21 protein-coding genes are annotated in these 20,058 nt (G+C 64.6%); 16 read left to right on the top strand and 5 right to left on the bottom strand.

Annotated features, from left to right (window positions below):
• The first annotated feature begins 28 nt into the window (after positions 1-28).
• The 9 genes from moaC to C2U37_RS16265 all read left to right on the top strand — a co-directional run bounded on the left by moaC (position 29) and on the right by C2U37_RS16265 (position 6,679).
• Entirely contained in the window at positions 29-523 is a 495-nt protein-coding gene (gene moaC / locus C2U37_RS16225; protein WP_104452703.1) for a cyclic pyranopterin monophosphate synthase MoaC, read from the top strand.
• Positions 520-765 (top strand): molybdopterin synthase sulfur carrier subunit, encoded by a 246-nt coding sequence (moaD, locus tag C2U37_RS16230; RefSeq protein ID WP_041215509.1) that lies wholly within the window; start codon positions 520-522, stop codon positions 763-765. Before moaC ends, moaD begins: the two co-directional genes overlap by 4 nt.
• A gap of 2 nt (positions 766-767) precedes the next feature.
• Complete coding sequence (gene moaE / locus C2U37_RS16235) at positions 768-1,247, top strand: molybdopterin synthase catalytic subunit MoaE (protein ID WP_104452704.1); 480 nt, start codon at positions 768-770, stop codon at positions 1,245-1,247.
• A gap of 54 nt (positions 1,248-1,301) precedes the next feature.
• Complete coding sequence (modA, locus tag C2U37_RS16240; RefSeq protein WP_042017460.1) at positions 1,302-2,024, top strand: molybdate ABC transporter substrate-binding protein; 723 nt, start codon at positions 1,302-1,304, stop codon at positions 2,022-2,024.
• A gap of 116 nt (positions 2,025-2,140) precedes the next feature.
• On the top strand, positions 2,141-2,821 hold the full coding sequence (gene modB, locus C2U37_RS16245; RefSeq protein ID WP_010674165.1) for a molybdate ABC transporter permease subunit: 681 nt from the start codon (positions 2,141-2,143) through the stop codon (positions 2,819-2,821).
• Complete coding sequence (gene modC / locus C2U37_RS16250) at positions 2,818-3,873, top strand: molybdenum ABC transporter ATP-binding protein (protein ID WP_104452705.1); 1,056 nt, start codon at positions 2,818-2,820, stop codon at positions 3,871-3,873. The genes modB and modC overlap by 4 nt, the downstream gene beginning before the upstream one ends.
• A gap of 67 nt (positions 3,874-3,940) precedes the next feature.
• The gene (locus C2U37_RS16255; RefSeq protein ID WP_041212743.1) at positions 3,941-4,717 is read left to right on the top strand and encodes an alpha/beta fold hydrolase; all 777 of its coding nucleotides are present in this window, start codon (positions 3,941-3,943) and stop codon (positions 4,715-4,717) included.
• A gap of 113 nt (positions 4,718-4,830) precedes the next feature.
• Positions 4,831-5,874, top strand: a complete 1,044-nt coding sequence (gene parM / locus C2U37_RS16260; RefSeq protein WP_233768406.1) for a plasmid segregation protein ParM domain-containing protein — start codon at positions 4,831-4,833, stop codon at positions 5,872-5,874.
• On the top strand, positions 5,867-6,679 hold the full coding sequence (locus C2U37_RS16265) for a hypothetical protein (RefSeq protein WP_233768407.1): 813 nt from the start codon (positions 5,867-5,869) through the stop codon (positions 6,677-6,679). The genes parM and C2U37_RS16265 overlap by 8 nt, the downstream gene beginning before the upstream one ends.
• 71 nt (positions 6,680-6,750) lie before the next feature.
• Here C2U37_RS16265 and moeB read toward each other — a convergent pair whose 3' ends face one another.
• Complete coding sequence (moeB, locus tag C2U37_RS16270; RefSeq protein ID WP_104452708.1) at positions 6,751-7,506, bottom strand: molybdopterin-synthase adenylyltransferase MoeB; 756 nt, start codon at positions 7,504-7,506, stop codon at positions 6,751-6,753.
• Positions 7,503-8,729 carry a molybdopterin molybdotransferase MoeA gene (moeA, locus tag C2U37_RS16275; RefSeq protein ID WP_041215939.1) on the bottom strand — a complete coding sequence of 409 codons (1,227 nt, stop codon included), beginning with the start codon at positions 8,727-8,729 and terminating at the stop codon, positions 7,503-7,505. The genes moeB and moeA overlap by 4 nt, the downstream gene beginning before the upstream one ends.
• Positions 8,730-9,099: 370 nt before the next feature.
• Here moeA and folE point away from each other — a divergent pair, with 370 nt between their 5' ends.
• Positions 9,100-9,756, top strand: a complete 657-nt coding sequence (folE, locus tag C2U37_RS16280) for a GTP cyclohydrolase I FolE (RefSeq protein ID WP_104452709.1) — start codon at positions 9,100-9,102, stop codon at positions 9,754-9,756.
• Between the two features lie 411 nt (positions 9,757-10,167).
• Positions 10,168-11,823, top strand: a complete 1,656-nt coding sequence (locus tag C2U37_RS16285; RefSeq protein ID WP_104452710.1) for a methyl-accepting chemotaxis protein — start codon at positions 10,168-10,170, stop codon at positions 11,821-11,823.
• 236 nt (positions 11,824-12,059) lie between these two features.
• Here C2U37_RS16285 and C2U37_RS16290 read toward each other — a convergent pair whose 3' ends face one another.
• Entirely contained in the window at positions 12,060-13,793 is a 1,734-nt protein-coding gene (locus C2U37_RS16290; protein ID WP_104452711.1) for a formate--tetrahydrofolate ligase, read from the bottom strand.
• A gap of 66 nt (positions 13,794-13,859) precedes the next feature.
• Here C2U37_RS16290 and C2U37_RS16295 point away from each other — a divergent pair, with 66 nt between their 5' ends.
• Entirely contained in the window at positions 13,860-14,261 is a 402-nt protein-coding gene (locus C2U37_RS16295) for a hypothetical protein (protein WP_010674174.1), read from the top strand.
• A gap of 8 nt (positions 14,262-14,269) precedes the next feature.
• Here the strand turns inward: C2U37_RS16295 and C2U37_RS16300 are convergent, their stop codons facing one another.
• Positions 14,270-15,172, bottom strand: a complete 903-nt coding sequence (locus C2U37_RS16300; RefSeq protein WP_039038856.1) for a LysR family transcriptional regulator — start codon at positions 15,170-15,172, stop codon at positions 14,270-14,272.
• A gap of 109 nt (positions 15,173-15,281) precedes the next feature.
• Between C2U37_RS16300 and C2U37_RS16305 the strand changes: the two genes are divergently transcribed.
• The 4 genes from C2U37_RS16305 (at position 15,282) to C2U37_RS16320 (ending at position 18,191) form a co-directional block, all read left to right on the top strand.
• The gene (locus tag C2U37_RS16305; protein WP_039038857.1) at positions 15,282-15,842 is read left to right on the top strand and encodes a YceI family protein; all 561 of its coding nucleotides are present in this window, start codon (positions 15,282-15,284) and stop codon (positions 15,840-15,842) included.
• Complete coding sequence (locus tag C2U37_RS16310) at positions 15,842-16,576, top strand: hypothetical protein (RefSeq protein ID WP_104452712.1); 735 nt, start codon at positions 15,842-15,844, stop codon at positions 16,574-16,576. The genes C2U37_RS16305 and C2U37_RS16310 overlap by 1 nt, the downstream gene beginning before the upstream one ends.
• 185 nt (positions 16,577-16,761) lie before the next feature.
• Complete coding sequence (locus tag C2U37_RS16315) at positions 16,762-17,883, top strand: adenosylhomocysteinase (RefSeq protein WP_104452713.1); 1,122 nt, start codon at positions 16,762-16,764, stop codon at positions 17,881-17,883.
• Positions 17,880-18,191 carry a SelT/SelW/SelH family protein gene (locus C2U37_RS16320; protein ID WP_010674179.1) on the top strand — a complete coding sequence of 104 codons (312 nt, stop codon included), beginning with the start codon at positions 17,880-17,882 and terminating at the stop codon, positions 18,189-18,191. The genes C2U37_RS16315 and C2U37_RS16320 overlap by 4 nt, the downstream gene beginning before the upstream one ends.
• Positions 18,192-18,254: 63 nt before the next feature.
• Here C2U37_RS16320 and C2U37_RS16325 read toward each other — a convergent pair whose 3' ends face one another.
• The gene (locus C2U37_RS16325; RefSeq protein WP_104452714.1) at positions 18,255-19,979 is read right to left on the bottom strand and encodes a lysophospholipid acyltransferase family protein; all 1,725 of its coding nucleotides are present in this window, start codon (positions 19,977-19,979) and stop codon (positions 18,255-18,257) included.
• Between the last annotated feature and the right edge of the window lie 79 nt (positions 19,980-20,058).

Consider the following 20,058-nt stretch of genomic DNA (forward strand, 5'->3'; position numbering starts at 1 on the left):
TCCATCTTATTTTTCGATAGGGGCATAGATGAACCTGACCCATCTCAACCAGAGCGGCGAGGCCCACATGGTGGATGTCACCGACAAGCTGGTGACCGAACGCGAGGCCCGCGCCGAGGCTTTCGTGACCATGGCCCCCGAGACCCTGGCGTTGATCCTGAGCGGTCAGCACCACAAGGGGGACGTCTTCGCCACCGCGCGCATCGCCGGCATCATGGCGGCCAAGAAGACCGCCGACCTCATTCCCCTGTGCCATCCCCTGGCTCTGACCCGGGTGGAGGTAGAGATAGAACCCCAGGCGGCGCACAATCGGGTCCATATCCGCACCCTGTGCAAGCTCTCGGGCAAGACCGGGGTGGAGATGGAGGCGCTCACCGCCGCCTCGGTGGTGGCCCTGACCATCTACGACATGTGCAAGGCGGTGCAAAAGGACATGGTGATCGAGCAGGTGCGTCTGGTGGAGAAAAAGGGCGGTAAATCCGGTCATTTCCAGCTGGGTGCGACCAAAGGAGAGCAGGCATGATCAAGGTTCTGTTTTTTGCGCAGGTGCGTGAGCTGGTCGGCTGCGACGAGCTCAGCCTGCCTTGCGACTACGTCAGTGCCGATGTCCTTCGCGCCGCCTTGAGCGAGCGAGGTGACAAGTGGGCGCTGGCGCTCGAATCCGGCAAGCTCCTAGTGGCGGTCAACCAGACCCTGGTGCCGCTGGATACCCCCCTCCATGACGGGGATGAGGTCGCTTTCTTCCCGCCGGTGACCGGAGGCTGATGATGAGCGAGACAACCATGACAGATCGCATTCTGGTGCAGCGGGATGACTTCTCGCTGGCCGACGAATATGCCCGCCTTGCTGCCCGGCAGGACACAGGCGCGATTGTCAGCTTTGTCGGCAAGGTGCGCGACTTCAATCAGGGGGAGCATGTGAAGGGGCTGGCCCTCGAACACTACCCCGGCATGACCGAGAAGGCGCTGACGAACATAGTGGCCGAGGCCCGCAGCCGCTGGCCCCTGCAGGAGTGCACCCTCATTCACCGCATCGGCGAGCTGCTGCTCGGGGATCAGATCGTGCTGGTGGTGGTGAGCAGCGCCCACCGCGAGGCGGCTTTCGAGGCCTGCCACTTCATCATGGATTTCTTGAAGACCCGGGCGCCGTTCTGGAAAAAAGAGCTGACCGCCGACGGGGTGCAACGCTGGGTCGAGGCCAGGGCGAGCGATGACGCCGCCCTGGCCCGCTGGCAACAAGGGGAGTGAGCCTCGGGCTCGCGTCAATCGATCCGGCCGTGCCGGAACATAAGGAGCAATGGAATGAAGAGATGGGTATCCCTGTTGGTGCTGGGCGCCGGCGCCATGTACAGCGGCGCTGTGCTGGCTGACGAGGTCAAGGTGGCGGTGGCGGCCAACTTCAAGGGCACCATAGAGCGCATCGGCAAGGAGTTCACCGCCAAAACCGGCCACAGCGTCGTCATCAGTTCGGCGGCCACCGGCGTGCTCTATACCCAGATCACCCACGGTGCGCCCTTCGATCTCTTCCTCTCGGCCGACGTGGCGACCCCTCAAAAGCTGGAGTCGGAAGGCAAGGGGAGCGAACGCTTCACCTATGCCATCGGTCAGCTCGGCCTCTGGCAGAAGGGGGGACCTGCCCCTGACGAGGCCACCTTGCGCCACTGGCAGGGGGAGCTGGCCATCGCCAACCCCAAGACAGCGCCCTATGGCGCCGCCGCCATGGCGACCCTGGCTCATCTCAAGATCGATCCCAAGCAGTATCGGGTGCTGACCGGCACCAACATCAGCCAGACCTGGCAGTTCGTCGACACCGGCAATGCTAAGCTGGGCTTCGTCGCCTGGGCCAATCTGGTGGAGGCGGGCAAGACCGGCGAAGCCTGGGCGGTGCCGGCCAGCTTCTATCCCCCCATCGAGCAGCAGGCCCTGGTGCTGAAGAAAGGGGCGGCGGTGGATGCCCTGGTCGCCTGGCTCAAGGGGCCGGGACAGGCGCAGATCAAGGCGGCGGGTTACGCCCTGCCGCAGTAAGCGCCCGGCGTCTGCCGGCCAGCCCCGTGCTGGCCAGATCCGGTGCCTGATGTGTCCCAAGGCGGCGTCCGTCATGACGGCGCCCTGTTTTTTATCGACACCCGAGAGGGGACCCTATGAGTGAAGGGGATCTGCTGGCGGTCTGGCTGACCCTGAAACTGGCGGCCAGCACCACTGCCATCCTGCTGCTGCTGTCGCCGCCGCTCGCCTGGTGGCTGTCTCGCAGCCAGCACCGGCTGCGCCCCCTGGTGGAGGCCATGGTGGCCCTGCCGCTGGTGCTGCCGCCCACCGTGCTCGGCTTCTATCTGCTGCTGGCCTTCTCCCCGGAGTACGGCCTCGGTGGCTGGTGGCGGGAGACCTTCGGGGCCCCGCTCGCCTTCAGCTTTCTCGGCCTGCTCATCGCCTCCGTCATCTATTCGCTCCCCTTCGTGGTACAGCCCCTCACCTCCGCCTTCGTCAACATGGGCAACAAGGAGCTGGAGGCTGCCGCCACCCTGGGGATGGGCCCGTTTGAGCGCTTCTTTCGCATCATCCTGCCGATGACGCTGCCCAGCTTCGTGATGGCGGCGGCGCTGGGCTTTGCCCACACCCTGGGGGAGTTCGGGGTGGTGCTGATGATCGGCGGCAACATTCCCGGGGAGACCCAGGTGCTCTCCATCGCCCTGTTTGATCACGTGGAGGCGATGGATTACCAGAATGCCCATATTCTGGCCGGCGGCCTGATGGGCTTCTCCCTGGTGATGCTGGTGCTGGTCTACGGCGTGCTGCAACGTCGGCAACGGAGGCTGTTCGGATGAACCTCTACCTCAAGGCCAGACGTGATTTCGGCCCCTTCACCCTGGCGTGCGATCTGGCGCTGCCCCCCAGCCGCATCCTCGGCCTGTTCGGTCCTTCGGGCTGTGGCAAGAGCACCCTGTTGCGCATCATCGCCGGGCTCGACAGGGCCCCGGGCGATGCCCTGCGCTGGCAGGGGCGCGAGCTTGCAGCCCTGCCCCCCGAGGCGCGGCGCATCGGGCTGGTGTTTCAGGATGCTCGTCTCTTCCCCCACCTGAGCGTGCTCGGCAACCTGCAACTGGCGGCTCGCAAGGGGAGGGGGCGCTGGCAGCCAGAGGATCTGGCTGCGCGCCTCGGCTTTGCCGAGCTGCTGGGGCAACCGGCCCACGGCCTCTCCGGCGGTCAGCGTCAGCGGGTGGCACTGGCCAGGGCCTTGCTGGCCGAGCCCGACTTGCTGCTGCTGGATGAACCCTTCTCTGCGCTGGACAGGCGCAGCCGCATCCATCAGGCCCACGTGCTCAAGGGCTTGCAGCAGGAGAGCGGCATCCCCATGATCTTCGTCAGCCACGCCATGGAGGAGGTGAGCCTGCTCTGCGATGGCCTGGTGCTGCTGGCAGAGGGACGGGTGGAGGCCCAGGGCACCCCCGAAGAGATCTTCTCCCGCACCGACCTGTCGCTGGCCAGTCGCGACGACGTCGGGGTCATGCTCTCGGCGACCCTGGCCCACTACGACGAGCACGAGCAGATGGCGACCCTGCGACTCGGGGAGCAGACCCTGATGGTGACCATGGAGCATGCCCCCGATGAAGCAGGCCCCTTGCAGATCAAGGTGGCGGCGCGGGATCTGGTGATCGCCACCGAGCCCATCGCGCACTCCAGCCTCTCCAACTGCCTCGAGACCCGGCTGCTGGAGGTGCGGGAGGTGCGACCCGGGCAGACCCTGTTGCAGTTGGCGCTGGGGCAGCAGATACTGCTGGCCCGGATCACCAGCCGCTCCGCGCAGCGGCTCGCCCTGACGCCGGCCATGCGCCTCTACGCCTACATCAAGGCGGTGAGCCTGGTGGGAGAGGGGTAGACAGGGGACCGGAGTACGGATTGGCTGGCCCTGAGTGGCCGGCATGGCGTCGAGAAAGGGGGGACGGGTGCGTCGCAATCAGGTAATGAAATCCCATGGCTTGGCCCTGCGCAGTGCGGGGGAGGGGCCCTTGCTGCTCTTGCTGCACGGGCTGGGCTCTTCCAGCCTCGACTGGCAGGCGCAGATCGAGCGTTTTTCCGAGCGCTACCGGGTGGTGGCCATCGACTTGCGCGGCCACGGCCAGAGCATGCAGGAGGGGCCCTTTGACGTGCCCACCCTGGCGGCGGACGTGGTCCGTTGGCTCGACGAGCAGCCCGAGCCTGCCTGGGTAGTGGGGTTGTCGCTCGGTGCCATGGTGGCGCTGGAGCTGGCGCTGCAACTGCCCCACAAGGTGCAGGGGCTGGTGCTGGTCAACGGCTTCAGCGAATTTCTGCTGGAGACGCCAAAGGAGCAGGAGCGCTATGCCATGCGCCTCAAGTGGCTGCGCTGGTTCGGCATGCGGCCGCTGGCGTGGTGGCTAGGTCGTGAGCTCTTTCCCGGCCCCGATCTCGCCCAGGTGCGCCACACCTTCCGGGGGCGCTTCGTGCGCAACAAAAAGAAGACCTACAAGGCGCTGCTGGAGGCGCTGCCCGGCTGGTCGGTGCGGGCTCGTCTCGGCACCCTCTGGCAGCCGGTGGCTATCATCTCCACCAGTCACGACTATCTGCCCCTGGCGCGGCGGGTGGAGCAGTTCGCCTCCCTGCCCAATGCCACCATCCACACCCCGGATGGTCACCACGCCTGGCCGGCGGAAGATCCTGCCGGGTTCAATCATTTGCTTCACCGGATTTTAGAAACCCATTAGACTTGTCGCCTTTTGACCTTGATCCCCCGTGTATGTATTGGTCCGATCGCCTTGCCAGTGGCAGATGGCAAGGCAATCGGACCCATCTTGCCCTATTGAACAGGTATTTCCTCATGTCTGAAGTAATGAAAATGGCCATCGACGATGGTTCAACCAACGTCAAGGTGAGCTGGATTGAGAACAAGGTGCTCAAGACCATCATCTCCCCCAACTCCTTTCGCAAGGATTGGAAGAGTGCCGCCTTGCGCAAGGACAAGAAGATCTACAACTACGAGATAGGCAATACCAAGTACACCTACGACGCCACCTCCGACAAGTCCCTGGCCACCACCCACGTGGAGTACCAGTACGACGATCTCAACCTGCTCTCCGTGCACCATGCCCTGCTGCAGACCGGCGTGACCCCCTGCGATGTGGCCATCACCGTGACCCTGCCCATCACCGAGTTCTACAACCCGGATGACTGTCAGCGCAACGAGGAGAAGATCGAGAAGAAGCGCCGCAACCTGATGCGGGCCATCAGCCTCAACAAGGGCGAGCTGTTCAACATCGTCAGCGTGGAGGTGATGCCGGAAAGCCTGCCGGCGGCACTCTCCCGCCTGATTGGCTCGGGCTGCAACGAGTTCACCAAGACGCTGGTGATCGACTGCGGTGGCACCACCCTGGACATGGGGATCATCGTCGGCGAGTTTGACGACGTTTCCGATGTGTATGGCAACAACGAGATCGGCGTCTCCATGGTAACCGACGCGACCCGCAAGGCGCTGGCGGCGGCAGACAGCGATTCGAGCTATCTGGTGGCCAACGAATTCATCAAGCGCCGCCACAACATGAGCTTCGTGCGGGACGTGGTGAACGACGAGAGCCAGATCCCGAAGATCCTCGAGAAGATGCAGAACAAGATCGACGAGCTCGGATCCCAGGTGGCCCACGAGGCGAAAAAGTTCGCCAAGAACCCGAACCGGATCTATCTGGTCGGTGGCGGCGCGTCCCTGATCGTCGATGCCATCAAGGCTGCCTATCCGACCCTGGGGGAGCGGGTGGAGCTGCTGGACGATGCCCAGTCCGCCCTGGCGCGGGAGATCTGCCTCTACACCACGGAAGAGGAAGAGGTGTACCGTGAGGCGCCCGTGATGGCCGAGGTCGGCGATGAGTAGTCAACTCAAGCGCATGACCTTCTCCATCTTCATGGATCCGGGTGCGCTGGAGTCTGATCGCTATGCGGCCGGGATCTTGCAAAGCTGGTATCAGCGGGCGCGCAAGATCCAGGACGATGTGGAGGAGTTCGACTTCTCCAAGAGCCGTTTTCACAAGGACATCTACCTCAGCGGCATGTTCCTGTACGTGCTGGCACCGAGCCTGTGCAAGGGGATGGCCAATGCCTTCGGCCCGGAGCAGGTGAACCTCTCGACCCTGCGCCATGTCTTCGCCAGTTGCGGCTTCAAGCTGGGGGAAGGGAGTGCGCCCGTGGCGACCGATACCCTGATCGATGAAATCGTGGCCAGGCTGGCTCCCCAGCTGGGGCAGGGAGACAACCGGGGGCTGGCGGATGAAATCGTTCAGCGTCTGGGTCAGCAGGCGGCGGCGCCACTTCCGGACAGCCTGGTGGACGAGATTGTAAGCCGCATCGGCGAGCAGCAGCCCACCGGGCTCTGGGACGAGCTGAAGCAAGGGTTGCCGGCTCCGCTCGATCACGATTTGCTGGCAGAGGCCATCGCGGGCAAGCTGCCGACGGCGGGGGGAGAGGCGGATCTGGCCCCCCTTGCGGGCAGCATCCAGCTGCTTTCCCGCCAGTTGGAGGAGCAGTCCCGGCTCATTCGCGAGCAGCACCGCCTGATCCAGCGCCTGGCCAGTCAGCCCGCCCGCGGGGCTGGCTCGTCCGAGCTGGCCGAGCCCCTCATCGAGGATCTCTCGAACCAGGTGGCGAGCATGAAGAAGGTCAAGGCGAAGGGGATCTTCTAGGCCCTTTGTGACGACCCACAGCCCAATGAAAAAAGCCGAACCCCGGGGTTCGGCTTTTTTGTGGGTGCCGCTCAGGGCCTTGAGCAGACCGGGCAGTCGGGGCGCTTGGGCAGTTTCAGCTCGCGAAAGCTGCCACCCAGACCGTCGATCATCAGCAGGCGGCCACTGTAGCTTTTGCCCATGCCCGCCAGCAGCTTGATGGCTTCGAGCGCCTGCAGGCTGCCCACCAGCCCCACCACGGGGGCCAGCACCCCCGCCTCGACACAGGTGAGGGCCTGATCGCCAAAGAGGGCGCTGAGACAGGCGTAGCAGGGTTCATCGTCCTGCCAGGTGAAGCTGCACAGCTGCCCCTCCAGCCGGATGGCGGCGCCGCTGACCAGGGGCACCTTGTGCTGGCGGGCACGCTGGTTCAGGAGGTTGCGGATGGCGACGTTGTCGGTGCAGTCGAGCGCCAGCTGATGGCCTGGCAGCAGGGCATCGAGCAGCGCCTCGTCGGCGAGGGTGGCGTGGGTCTCCACCTCGAGCCAGGGGGTGAGGGCGCGCAGGGACGTCGCCGCGGACTCCACCTTGAGCTGGCCGATGCGCTCGTCGCTGTGCAGCACCTGGCGCTGCAAATTGGAGAGCTCCACCCGATCGAAATCCACCAGGGTGAGGTGGCCGACCCCGGCCACCGCCAGATACTGGCTGGCGGCGCAGCCCAGGCCCCCGGCGCCGATGACCAGCACGCGGGATTGCTTGAGCGCCTCCTGCCCCTCGAAGTCGAAGGATTTGAGCACGATCTGGCGGTTGTAGCGAAGGAGCTCGGCGTCGCTCAGGATCTCGCTCACAGCAGCAGCCCCGAGAAGGGCTCGACGGTGACCGTCTCACCGGCGGCCACCTTGCCGCGCTCCTGTTCGAGCACGATGTAGCAGTTGGCCCGGGACAGGGAGCTGAACACCCCGGAGTCCTGGGAGCCGGTGCTGCGTACCTCGAGGCCATTGGGGCCCACGCTCAGGATGCCGCGCTGGAAGTCCAGGCGCCCCGGGCTCTTCTTGAGCGGCTCTGTCGCCAAGGCCTGGAGGGGGTGCGGGCGTGCAAACTGCTGACCGGCCAGTCTGGCCAGGGCCGGTTGCACCAGCTGATCGAAGGTGACCATGGCGGAGACCGGGTTGCCCGGCAGACCGAAGAACCAGGCGTTTGGCAACCGGCCAAAGGCGAAGGGTTTGCCCGGCTTGATGGCGAGCTTCCAGAAGCCAATTTCCCCGAGCTCTTCGAGCAGTTGTTTGGTGAAGTCCGCTTCCCCCACCGAGACTCCCCCGGTGGTGATCAGGGCATCGGCCTCGCGGTCGGCCTGCAAGAAGGCGGCGCGCAGGGCAGCCGGATCGTCGGGGATGATGCCAAGGTCCAGGCACTCACAGCCCATGCGGCTCAGCATCGCCTTGACCCCGTAGCGGTTGGAGTCGTAAATGTCTCCGTGCTGGAGCGGGGTGCCCAGAGGCTTGAGCTCGTCCCCTGTGCTGAAGATGGCGACCCTGAGGGGACGGCGCACCGTGACGTTCGCGATGCCAAGGGAGGCGAGCAGCGGCAGCTCTCTGGGGCTCAGGCGAAGGCCGCTTTCGAGCACCCGGGCGCCCTGCGCCAGGTCCTCGCCGCGGCGACGGATGTTCTGGCCAGCAACGGGGCGGGTCAGGAAAGTGATCCCGTTGTCGCCGGCTTGCGTTTCTTCCTGCATCACCACAGCGTCCGCACCCAGGGGCACAGGGGCCCCGGTCATGATGCGGATGCAGTGGCCGGCGGGCCACTCCCCCTCATAGGGCTGGCCCGCAAAGGCCTTGCCCGCCACGGGGAGCGGCACCCCGGCGGCGAGATCCGCCAGGCGCACGGCATAGCCGTCCATGGCGGCGTTGTCGAAGGGGGGGACGAAGAGGGGAGAGCTTATCTCCTCGGCCAGGATCCGATCCAGCGCCTGGGGCAGGGGCAACCGCTCCGTCTCGCAGCAGCAGGTGAGTTGTTCCAGCATCCCTTGCAGGGCCTTGTCCAAGGGGAGGAGTGCACCGGTATCGAATCCCATCATCATGACCTCTCTGGTGTGTAGGGGGCGGATTATCCCAAAAATCCGCTCCGATGGGCAGGCCGAAGGTGCGGTAATGGGGGGCAGATGCCCCGGTGTGATCGGATGATAGGGCGCTATCCCGTTGAATTACCTCCTGATGGGTAACCAGGGCGAGGCTTGCGCGGGATTGCAGGTGGGGAAGAGGCGGCACGGCCGTGCGCCTTGCCCCCGAATGGGCAGGCCGGTGCGGACAAAACGGGGTGGTTTGGCATAAAGTCGGGCACCGGGCTTGAGTTAGACAGAATTATGACAATAATCGCCCTGTAAGATTGCGCCGCGGCACCATGCCGCAGGCCAGCACAGTCCCTGAGCGTGGGAGAGAAACACGATGACGAGCTTAAGCCAGGAAGCCCTGTTGGTCAGGGCGGCGCTCGAGGCCGAGGGCCTTGAGACACCTCTGGTGGCCACTGAATTGAGCGGCCAGCAGAAAAAGGAAAAAATCGAAGGTCATATGCGCGCCATCATGGAGACGCTGGGACTGGATCTGGCCGACGACAGTCTGGCCGAGACCCCGCACCGCATTGCCAAGATGTACGTGAACGAGATCTTCTCCGGCCTCGACTATGCCACCTTCCCCAAGGTGACGGTGATCGAGAACAAGATGAAGGTGGACGAGATGATCATGGTGCGGGACATCAGCCTCACCAGCACCTGCGAGCACCACTTCGTCACCATAGACGGCTTTGCCCACGTAGCCTACATTCCCCGCGGCAAGGTGATTGGCCTGTCGAAGATCAACCGCATCGTGCAGTTCTTCGCCCGTCGTCCCCAGGTACAGGAGCGGCTGACCCAGCAGATCCTGCTGGCGTTGCAGACCCTGCTTGGCACCAGGGACGTGGCCATCAGCATCAAGGCGACCCACTTCTGCGTGAAGGCCCGTGGCGTGATGGACTCCACCTCCTACACCACCACTACCTCCCTGGGCGGGGTGTTCAAGACCCAGCCCGATACCCGGGCCGAATTTCTGGGCGGCCTGCGCGGATAAGATGGCGGTTGTTTTGTAACCGCCTTGCTGAATAAACGAGACGCCAGCAGCCATTGCTGGCGTTTTTCATTGGTCCCGGATGAGAGTGGCGGCCTGCAACGGCTTGACCCGCGCGGCTTGCCTTATGCAAACGTTATGCATTTTTCCGATTTATTCATCTGAGCGGTATATTTAATCGAACACGAAAAACCCCTCGTTTTCACCTTACAAAAAGTAACCGGGCAGACTCTTTCCGAACCGTCACAATCCGGTTACTCTAGCGCCCCCTCACGGCTCTCGCTGCCGCTCATGGAATTCAGAGATATTCATCAAGGTTGGATGGTGGGCCACTGAACAGGTGGCCAGATAGTTCATGCTAGGAGGGCGTGAACCGGACGAGTGCTACGAATTTAACGACCACCAGGATATCCCATGAATACCAGTTCCATGACCATAGGCAAAAAACTCACCGCCGGCTTTGCCGTGCTCGGTTTGATGGTTGCCTTTATCGGCGGTTTTTCCCTTGTCCAGTTTGGCAACATGAATGATGTTGCCATCCGGTTTACCGACAGCATCTTGCCAGCGGTCAATCGCACCAGCGCGATCGGGGATTCTCTCGGTGAGTTGCGTCGTTATGAGCTGGGTTATTTCGTTGTGGCCGCCGAGCCGCTGAAAAGGGCTGAATATCGGAATATTGCCAGTCAACAGCTTAACTCGATCGCGCAGCAGCTGATTGCCCATGACAAGACGATCTGGCCTGAGGATGTGGCGGAGCGCCGTACCTTCGATGCGGTGAAATCTGACTGGGATCGTTACGTCGCCCTGCACCAGCGAGTCCAACAACTGCAAGACAGCGATCAGCTTGCCGAAGCCCAACAGATCTTCCTTGAGGAGGGGGTTCCCCTTTATACCGCGCTGAGCAAGTCAGTGGCCTCCCTTATCCAGATTAACCATGGTTATGCGTCTGAATCCCGCAGCGATATTGTCGACTCTTATCAATCCGCCAATCTGAGTGTCACCATCGCGCTGGTGATCGGTTTGATCCTTGTGGTGGTGCTCTCCGTGGTACTGACCCGCCAGATCCGCGATCCGCTGATCATGCTGGCCCGTCAGGCCCAGCGCATCGCGAGCGGCGATCTCGGTCGGGGCGAGCTGCAGGAGTGGGTCCGCGGCAACCGCTTCAACCGCGACGAGCTGGGTCAGCTGGGGTCGGCCATCGACCGGATGCAGGGGGCACTGGCAGAGCTGGTGAGTGAAATCTCCGGCTCGGTGAGCCAGCTCAGCAGCGCGGTAGAGGAGGTGAGCGCCATCTCCGAGCAGTCCGCCAAAGGCATGGCAAGCCAGCAGGGAGAGGTCTCTCAGGTCGCCACCGCCATGAACGAGATGCAGTCCACCGTCAATGAGGTGGCTCGCAACACCACGGACGCCATGGGGGCGGCCAAGCAGGCTTCCCGCACCTCCACCCAGGGCAACCAGGTGGTGCGCAGCGCCATCGGCAGCATAGAGCAGGTCTCCCGCCAGATAGAGCAGGCCGGGAGCGTGGTGCAGCAACTGGAGACCGACAGCGCCAGCATCAGCATGGTGCTGGACGTGATTCGCGGCATCGCCGAGCAGACCAACCTGCTGGCCCTCAACGCGGCCATCGAAGCGGCCCGGGCTGGCGAGCAGGGCCGTGGCTTTGCGGTGGTGGCGGACGAGGTGCGCAGTCTGGCCCAGCGCACCCAGGCGTCCACCGCCGAGATCAGCAAGATGATCGAAGTGCTTCAGGAGCGCACCGCCGAGGCGGGCAGCGCCATGCAGCTGAGCCGTCAGCAGATGCAGGAGAGCGTGGAGCTGGCGCGGGAAGCGGGGAGCAGCATCGACAGCATCAATGGCGCCGTCACCCAGATAACCGACATGAACACCCTGATCGCCACCGCCACCGAGCAGCAGAACGCGGTCACCGAGGAGCTCAATCGCAGCATCGTCAAGATCCACACCGCCGCCGACGAGAATGCCCAGGGGGCGCAGCAGACCGCCCAGGCCTGTGTCGAGCTGAGCAAGCTGGCCAATACCCTGCACCATATGACCCAGCGCTTCACCCTCTGAGTCTTGCTGCCACCCGGCACAGCGCAGAAGGCCCCGCCAATCGGCGGGGCCTTGTCGTTTCTGGCTGGACCTGGGCGCCGTCAGCTCAGGCCGACAATCTCCCCGTCATCGTCGATGTCGATATGGTGTTCAGGGACGGCAGACTGCCAGCCTGTACGTCAGCTCAGGCCGACGATGTCGCCGTCATCGTCGATGTCCATATGGTGTTCAGGGACGGCAGGCTGCCAGCCTGCGCGTCAGCTCAGGCCGACGATGTCGCCGTCATCGTCGATGTCGATATGGCGATAGGCCGGCAGGCTGCCCAGGCCCGGCATGGTCATGATGGGGCCCGCCAGGGCATAGACGAAGCCTGCCCCCGCGCAGAGTTTCACCTCCTCGATGGGGACCTCGAAGTCCGTCGGCACGCCCTTCCTGGCCGGGTCATGGCTCAGGGAGAGCGGCGTCTTGGCCATGCAGACGGGCAGGTGATCCTGACCCTCTGCCGAGAGTCTGGCCAGTTGCTGGCGTGCCTTGTCCGAGAGGGTGACGCCCCGGCCGCCATAGCCGCACTCCACCAGGGTGGCGAGCTTGGCGACAAGGCTCATCTCATCGGGGTAGAGCAGCCTGACCTCACTGGGCTGCTTGCAGGCCGCCACCACGGCGTGAGCCAGATCCGCCGCACCCGCGCCACCGTCAGTGAAGGCCCGGGAGAGGGCGACGCCACAGGCACCGGCCTGGCGCGCCGCCGCCTCCAGCAGGGCCAGCTCGGCGTCGCTGTCGGTGGGGAAGCGGTTGATGGCGACCACCACGGGCACCCCGTAACGGCGGGCGTTGTGAATATGCCAGGCGAGGTTGGCGCACCCCGCTGTCAGGGTGGGCAGATCTTCCCCTTGCAGGCTGGCCGGCAGCGGCTGGCCCGGCCGGATGTCGAGCAGGCCGCTGTTGGCCTTGAGGCCGCGCACCGTGGCCACCAGCACCACGCAGGCGGGGGGAAGGCCGGACTGGCGATACTTGATGTTGAAGAACTTCTCCAGCCCCATGTCGGAGCCAAAACCCGCCTCGGTCACCACATAGTCGGCAAGACCCAGCGCCATGCGATCGGCGATGACGGAGGAGTTGCCGTGGGCGATGTTGGCAAAGGGGCCGGCGTGGACCAGCACAGGGGTCTGCTCCGTGGTCTGCATCAGGGTGGGCTTGAGGGCCTCTTTGAGCAGCACCGTCATGGCCCCCGCCACTTCCAGCTGCTCGGCGGTGATGGGCTTGCCGCGCTGGTCGAGGGCGAGCTGGATGCGGCCGATACGCGCGCGCAAGTCCTTGAGATCCCTGGCCAGGGCCAGAATGGCCATCAGCTCGGAGGCGGCGGTGATGACGAAGCGATCGGGGCGCTCGACACCATCGGCAGCGCCGCCCTGGCCGAGGGTGAGGTGGCGAAGCGCCCGGTCGTTCATGTCCAGGGTGCGGGGCCAGAGGATGTTGGCCGGGTCGATATCGAGCCGCGCCAGACCGGTTCTGGCGCTGAACTGGTCACCGAGTTTGCGTTCATGGAACAGGCGGGCATCGAGGGCGGCAGAGGCCAGGTTGTGGGCGGCGGTGAGGGCGTGAAAATCCCCGGTGAGATGGAGGTTCATCTCCTCCATCGGCACCACCTGGGCCATGCCGCCCCCGGCGGCGCCCCCCTTGACCCCGAAGACGGGGCCGAGGCTCGGTTGGCGAATGGTGGCGATGCTAGGCTGGCCGATGTGGTTGAGCCCCATGGAGAGGCCGATCGTGGTGACCGTCTTGCCCTCCCCAAGGGGGGTGGGCGTGATGGCGCTCACCAGCACCAGCTTGCCGGGCTCGCGGGCGGGGGCGTGATGGAGCAGCGCGAGGTCGAGTTTGCCCTTGTAATGGCCGTGGGGGTGGAGATGGGCGGCCGCTATGCCGAGCTGTGCTGCCACCTCGGCGATGGGCAGGCGGGGGGACTGGCGGGAGATCTCGATATCGCTTAGCATCAGCACCTCGTTGGCATGTCAGGTCAAATATGCGGCGAAGTCTAGAGGAATCAACAGGGTAATCCAATGAGCAATACTATTTTATCCGGCAGTCGTGAGCCCCATCAAAGCCCCATCCTGCTGGATCTCAACGCCCTCTATCACCCGCCCAAACGGCCCCTCACCGCCCTTGGCATCGTCAGCGCCTTCATCCCGCTCTTTGGCTACGGCTGGCAGGCGATGACCCAGGATCCCGAGACCCACTTTCGCCACGAGCTCGGCAAGCGCATCAACAAGCACAAGAGCGACGAGGCGAACCTCGCCCTGATGATGCAGTTGGCGGCCATGCTGGATTGCCACTGCCTGCACGTCACCCTGCCCTATGCGCTGGGGGAGGCCGAGCTCGCCGCCTTGCGCCAGCGTCTGCCACGCTGGCAGATGAGCCAGCAGGATCACCTGCTGGTGGCCGAGCTGATGCCCACCCCCTGAGCCCGGGCTCAGGTCTCCCTGTCCCAGTAGTGGGGCGCCAGGTAGCGCTCCTGCACGAACTCGATGAAGCAGCGCACCTTGGCCGACACGAAACGGCGGTGCGGATAGAGGGCATAGAGCCCCACCTGCCCCTTCTCCCACTCCAGCAACAAGGGGACCAGCGCCCCCGAGCGCAGCGCATCCCCCACGATGAAGGTGGGCTGCAAGATGATGCCCTGGTGGTCGCAGGCGGCCCGGGTCAGGGCCACCCCGTTGTTGGCGCGAAGGGGCCCCTGGGGGCGGATGCTGTGCTCCTCCCCATCCCGTTTGAAGACCCAGTCTGGCTGGGTCAGGGTGTAGATGAGGCAGTCGTGCTGCTTGAGATCCTCCGGGGTCTTCGGCCTGCCCCGGCGGGCCAGGTAGTCGGGGCTGGCGCACACCACCATCTTCATCATGGCGAGCGGCTTGGCCACCAGGGAGGAGTCCGGCAGGTTGCCGATGCGCAGCGCCAGATCGAACCCCTCCTCCACCAGGGCCACCCGCCGGTCGCTGTACTCAATCTCGAGCTTCAAGTCCGGGTAGCGCTCGCGAAACAGGGGCAGGGCGGGGGAGAGGTGCAGGTAGCCGAAATCCATGGGCACCGAGAGCTTGAGGGTGCCCTGGGGCTGCTGGTTGTTGTGGGTGAGCTGGCTGTGGGTCTCTTCCAGCTCCGCCAGCAGGGCCAGGGAGCGCTGGTAGTAGAACTGGCCCGCCTCGGTGGGGTTGACCTGGCGGGTGGTGCGCGACAGCAGTCGGGTGGAGAGGGACTCCTCGAGCTGCTGCATCAGCTTGGAGGTCATGGCGACCGAGATCCCGAGCTGATGGGCGGCCTTGGTGAAGCTCTGGCACTCCACCACCTTGATGAAGGTGCGCATGGCGGCTATCTGATCCATATTCCACTCTCGGTTGATAATTATTTTAATAAATCGATGATTATCTATTCTCGATAGGAGGTTAGCATTTTGTTCACCGTTGTGAACCCCCAATGAAGGAACGATCGGAATGAAAATGACCAAGGCCCTGCTGGCCTCCTGCCTGTTTATGGCGGCTCCCCTGATGGCTGCCGATTACGATGTCGATGCAGCGCACACCACAGTCCAGTTCAAGGTGGGCCACCTCGGCTTCTCCGAACTGGTCGGCCGGTTCAACACCTTCAGTGGCACCTTCAGCATGGACGACGCCAACCCGGCGGCGGCCAAGGCGAGCTTCGAAATCGATGCCGCCAGCGTGGATTCCAACCACGAGGCCCGCGACAAGCACCTGCGCAGCCCCGACTTCCTGGACGTGAAGCAGTACCCCAAGATGACCTTCGTCAGCACCGGCTATGAAGGCACCAAGGACAAAGGCGTGCTCAAGGGCACCCTGACCCTGCACGGCGTCTCCAAGGACGTTGCCTTCGACCTGGTCCACATCGGCGAGGGCAAGGATCCCTGGGGCGGCTACCGCAGCGGCTTCAACGCCACCACCACCATCAAGCGCAGCGACTTTGGCGTGAACTACATGGTGCCGAACATCCCTGACGAGATGACCATCAACCTGTTCGTTGAAGGCGTGCGCAAGTAATGGGCGCAGCACTCCTGCTTCAAACCCTGGCGGCTCCTTTAGGGGCCGCTTTGCTGTCGTGGCGCTGGCCGCGGCTGGGCTATCTGTGGGGCGCCCTGGGGATCTGGCTGGTGGGCTGCCTGCTGGGCGGTGCCTATGGCCTGCCGGTCAAGGCGTGGCAGTGGCTGCCGCTGACCCTGCTGGTGCCCGCTCTGACCCAGGGTACCAACAAGGGGATCGCCCTCGCGCTTTTCGGGGGGCTGGGCGCCCTGGTGTGGTGGCAGGGGCTGGCCTCCGTGCTGGCGAGCGAGCCCGGGATCTGGCTGGCCCTGTTGCCCGCCATCCTCTGGTCTGGCTGGATGAGCTGGCGCGGTGACAGCGAGGAGGGGCTCGGCTTCGCCCTGGCCTTCATCTGGCTGGCGCTGGTCATCGGCATCGATGGCAGCCTGCTCATCGCCCAGCTGACGGGGGCCCTGGCCGCGTTTGCCGGATTCCGTGCCCTGCTCGGCGCCTTTGCAGGGGTCAAGGTGACCCCGGCCGCCCTGGGGCTGGCACTCGCCTTCGTGCAGATGCTCGCCTGGCAGTACGTGGAAGTGCCCCTGCTGGTGCTGCTGCCGGTCTGGCTGTTGCCGCTGCTGGAACGTGCCCTGCACGGGCGCCCGGGACTCTCTCGCTGGGGGGGCTTGATCCTGGTGGCGGCCGTTGGTGCCGGAGTGAGTCTGTGGTGGGTATGGCCAGAGGCGTCACTTTACTGATTTCTGCATGAAAAACAGGCTATTACCTTAGAAATTGATGGGCTTGTCAAAGTCTGGACAGATAAAGATTGAGACCCATGGTGCTTTCGGATAAAAAGGATTTTCAATTATCTGGATACACACAGAACCCGGCTATGCCGGGTTCTGTTTGCCTGCTTTCCCGCGGCATGCTAAGGAGGCCACAGTTGCACAGTCAGGGATCTGAGCATCTGTTTTTTCGCCATTTCACCGAACAGGGATGTCTTGGGGATCTCTGCATCCTGCTGGTGACCCACCTGCTTCCCGACAGACCCGACTTCATCCAGGTGCTCGATCGGGTGGGCCGGGTCGGCGCCATCCTGCCCAAACCCAAGTCCGTGCACGGGCCGACGCTGGCCTGGGCCCAGCAGCACTACCCCGTGCTTCCCCTCAATCGCCACTGGACCTCGGATCCCGGTGAGGTGATCGCCCAGATTGCCCCCCTGGTGATGTCCCACGAGCGGCTCATCATCCTCGACATCGGCGGCTACTTCGCCAAGAGCCAGGCGGTACTGGCCGAGCACTTTGGCGCCCGCTTCATCGGGGTGGTGGAGATGACCGAGAACGGCCATCAGCGCTACGAACAGGAGTCCCTGGCGGCCCCCATCATCTCGGTGGCCCGCAGCCCCCTCAAGCAGGCGGAAGATATCCAGATCGGCCTGAGCGTGGTCTACTCCGCGGAGTCCCTCGCGCGTACCCTGAGGCGTACCTTCAATGTCTGCCAGGCCGCCCTGTTCGGCTATGGCAAGGTGGGGCGCAGCATCGCCCGGGAACTGCGCTGTCGCAACCTGCATCTGGAGCTGGTGGAGACGGATGCCCTGCGCCAGGTGGAGGCGCTCTCCCACGGCTTCAAGCTGGTGAACAAGGCCGAGGCCCTGGGCCGCGCCGAGCTGGTGATCTGCTCCACCGGCAATGGCTCCCTCGACATCACCGATATGCAGGCCCTGCGCCCCGGCGCCATGCTGGCCTCGGTCACCTCCGCCGACGACGAATTCGCCTTCAGCCTCGCCCAGCTGCCCTGGCCGAGCGAGGAGGTGTGTCCCCATGTGCTGGCCTTGACCCGGCCGGACGGCAGCACCATCTTTTTGCTCAACCGGGGGGAGGCGGTCAACTTCGTCCACGGCGCCGTCATCGGCGAATATGTCTACCTGGTGCTGGCGGAGATCATCGAAGGGGTGCACCAACTGGCCCATCATGCATCCACCCCGGGCCTTCACGAACTGCCCCAGGCCACCATGCAGCGCATCGCTCGCCACTGGTTGACCGATTTTCACGGAGTCACCCCATGACAGACACCCATTTGCCCCTCGCGAAACCGCGCATCGAAATCCGTTACTGCACCCTCTGCCGCTGGATGCTGCGAGCCGCCTGGCTCGCCCAGGAGCTGCTCTCCACCTTCGACGGCGAACTGGGAGAGGTGGCCCTGGTGCCCGCCAGCAAGGGGGAGTTTCGTATCCTGGTGGACGGGGTGCTGGTGTGGGACAGGGTGGCCGACGAGGGCTTCCCCGAGGCCAAGGAGATCAAGCAGCGGGTGCGGGATGTCATCGCCCCGGAGCGGGATCTCGGCCATGCGGATCGCAAACCCGCAGCCGAGTAGGCGGCATCACCCATGATGTGAAAGAGGGAGGCGCAGGCCTCCCTCTTTCGTTGCAGCACCCGGTCAACGGTCGCCAGATGTGGCCGGCGCTTCCCCGGCGGGGAGGCCGATATAGCGGGCCCGCTTGTGGGGCTTGATGCGGCTCACGTCCACCCACACCAGGCCGTCGATGCAGTGGTTGAAGTCCGGGTCGATGCCAAAGTCCATGAACTGCACGCCCCCCGGCTCGCACAGCTCGGCGTACTGCTTGTAGAGGGTGGGAATGGCGCAGCCCAGGTTGTCGAGCCCGGCCTTGAGCACCTTGAGGTCGTCCCCGTAATCGCGCCCCTCGAACAGCGTCGGCGTGGCGGGATAGGGGCGGCGGGAAGGGGCGAGGGCAAGGGTGGGGGCGAAGTGCTGGCGATAGAAGCTCACCAGCAGATCCTTGGCCGCCGGCGGCAGGCTGCCGGAGAGGGTGACGGGCCCGAACAGGTAGCGGTATTGGGGATAGCGGGCCAGATAGGCCCCGATGCCGAACCAGAGGTAATCGAGCCCCCGCTTGCCCCAGTAGGCGGGCTGGATGAAGCTGCGGCCAAGCTCGATGGCCTGTTCCAGCCGGGGCAGCAGCTTCTCTTCGAAGCCGAACAGGGTGTGGCTGTAGAGGCCATCCAGCCCCTTGCTGGCCAGCCGTTCGGCCACCGGGGCGAAACGGTAGGCGCCGATGATGTCGAGGCGGGCGGGATCCCAGAGGATGAGGTGGTGATAGTCATCGTCGAAGGCATCGAGATCTCGCCGCTTGCCCGAGCCTTCCCCCACCGCCCGAAAGGCAATCTCCCGCAGGCGCCCCAGCTCACGCAGGATCACCGAGTGGCTCTGCTCGTGGCGGCGATAGAGCAGGATGCGCTGGCCGTCCGGGGTCTGGCCGAGCAGCTCGCACCCGTCGATGGCCTGTTTCAGCAGGCGGCGATCCTCCGGCAGGGCGATGGGGGCCTCGGTCTGCAACCGTCCCGCCTTGCCTCGAGCGATTCGGTAGAGGTGGCCGCGCACCAGCCGGGCTGCCGTCTTGGCCGGCAACTCCTGAAAACTGGCGAGGGGAATGCGCGCCCCTATGGTCACCGGCAGCGTCCGCCCCTGCTGGCGAAACAGCTGGCGTACCAGCAGCAGGGCGGAGGCGGGCTTGTTGAGCCAGGAGGCGAGATAGAACCAGAGGCTGTTGCGCCCTCCCAGGTGAATGGGCACCAGGGGCGTTCGGCTGCGCTGGGCCAGCTTGATGAAGCCGGCCTGCCAGGTGCCATCCTTCACCCCCTTGGGGCCGAGGCGGGAGACCTCGCCTGCGGGGAAGATAACCAGGGCCCCGTCGGCGGCGAGGTGTTCATTCATGGCGAGGATGGCCTGCCTGTCGGTCTTGCCCCCTATGTTGTCCACCGGCAATAGCAATGGTCGCAGCGGCGCGAGCTGGGCCAGCACCTGGTTGGCCACTATCTTGACGTCGGGGCGGATGTGCCCGATGAGGCGCAGCAGGGCCAGCCCGTCCAGGGAGCCGATGGGGTGGTTGGCGACAAGAATGACCCGGCCGCTGGCGGGAATGTGCTCGAGCTCGGCCTCGCTCACCCGGTAGTCGAAGTGGAGCTCGGTGAGGGCCTGCTCGACGAAGTCCAGACCACGCAGGTGGGGATGGCGCGCGGCAAAGCGGGTGAAGGCCTCCTCGTGCAGCAACCAGCTCAGCCCCTGCCTCATCAGGGGACGGAGTAGGGGCTGGCTGGCGAGGCGGGGCAGGTGCTGCCTCAGCAGGGTATCGACGTCGAACATGGGCAAGGCTCCGCTGAACTTTGCCTCAGCTTGACGCCCCTGCGTGCCTTTCGTGTGTCGGTTGGGTGACGGTTTGATG

It is taken from the genome of Aeromonas sp. ASNIH1, assembly GCF_002934285.1.
Classification (GTDB): Bacteria; Pseudomonadota; Gammaproteobacteria; order Enterobacterales; family Aeromonadaceae; genus Aeromonas; species Aeromonas caviae.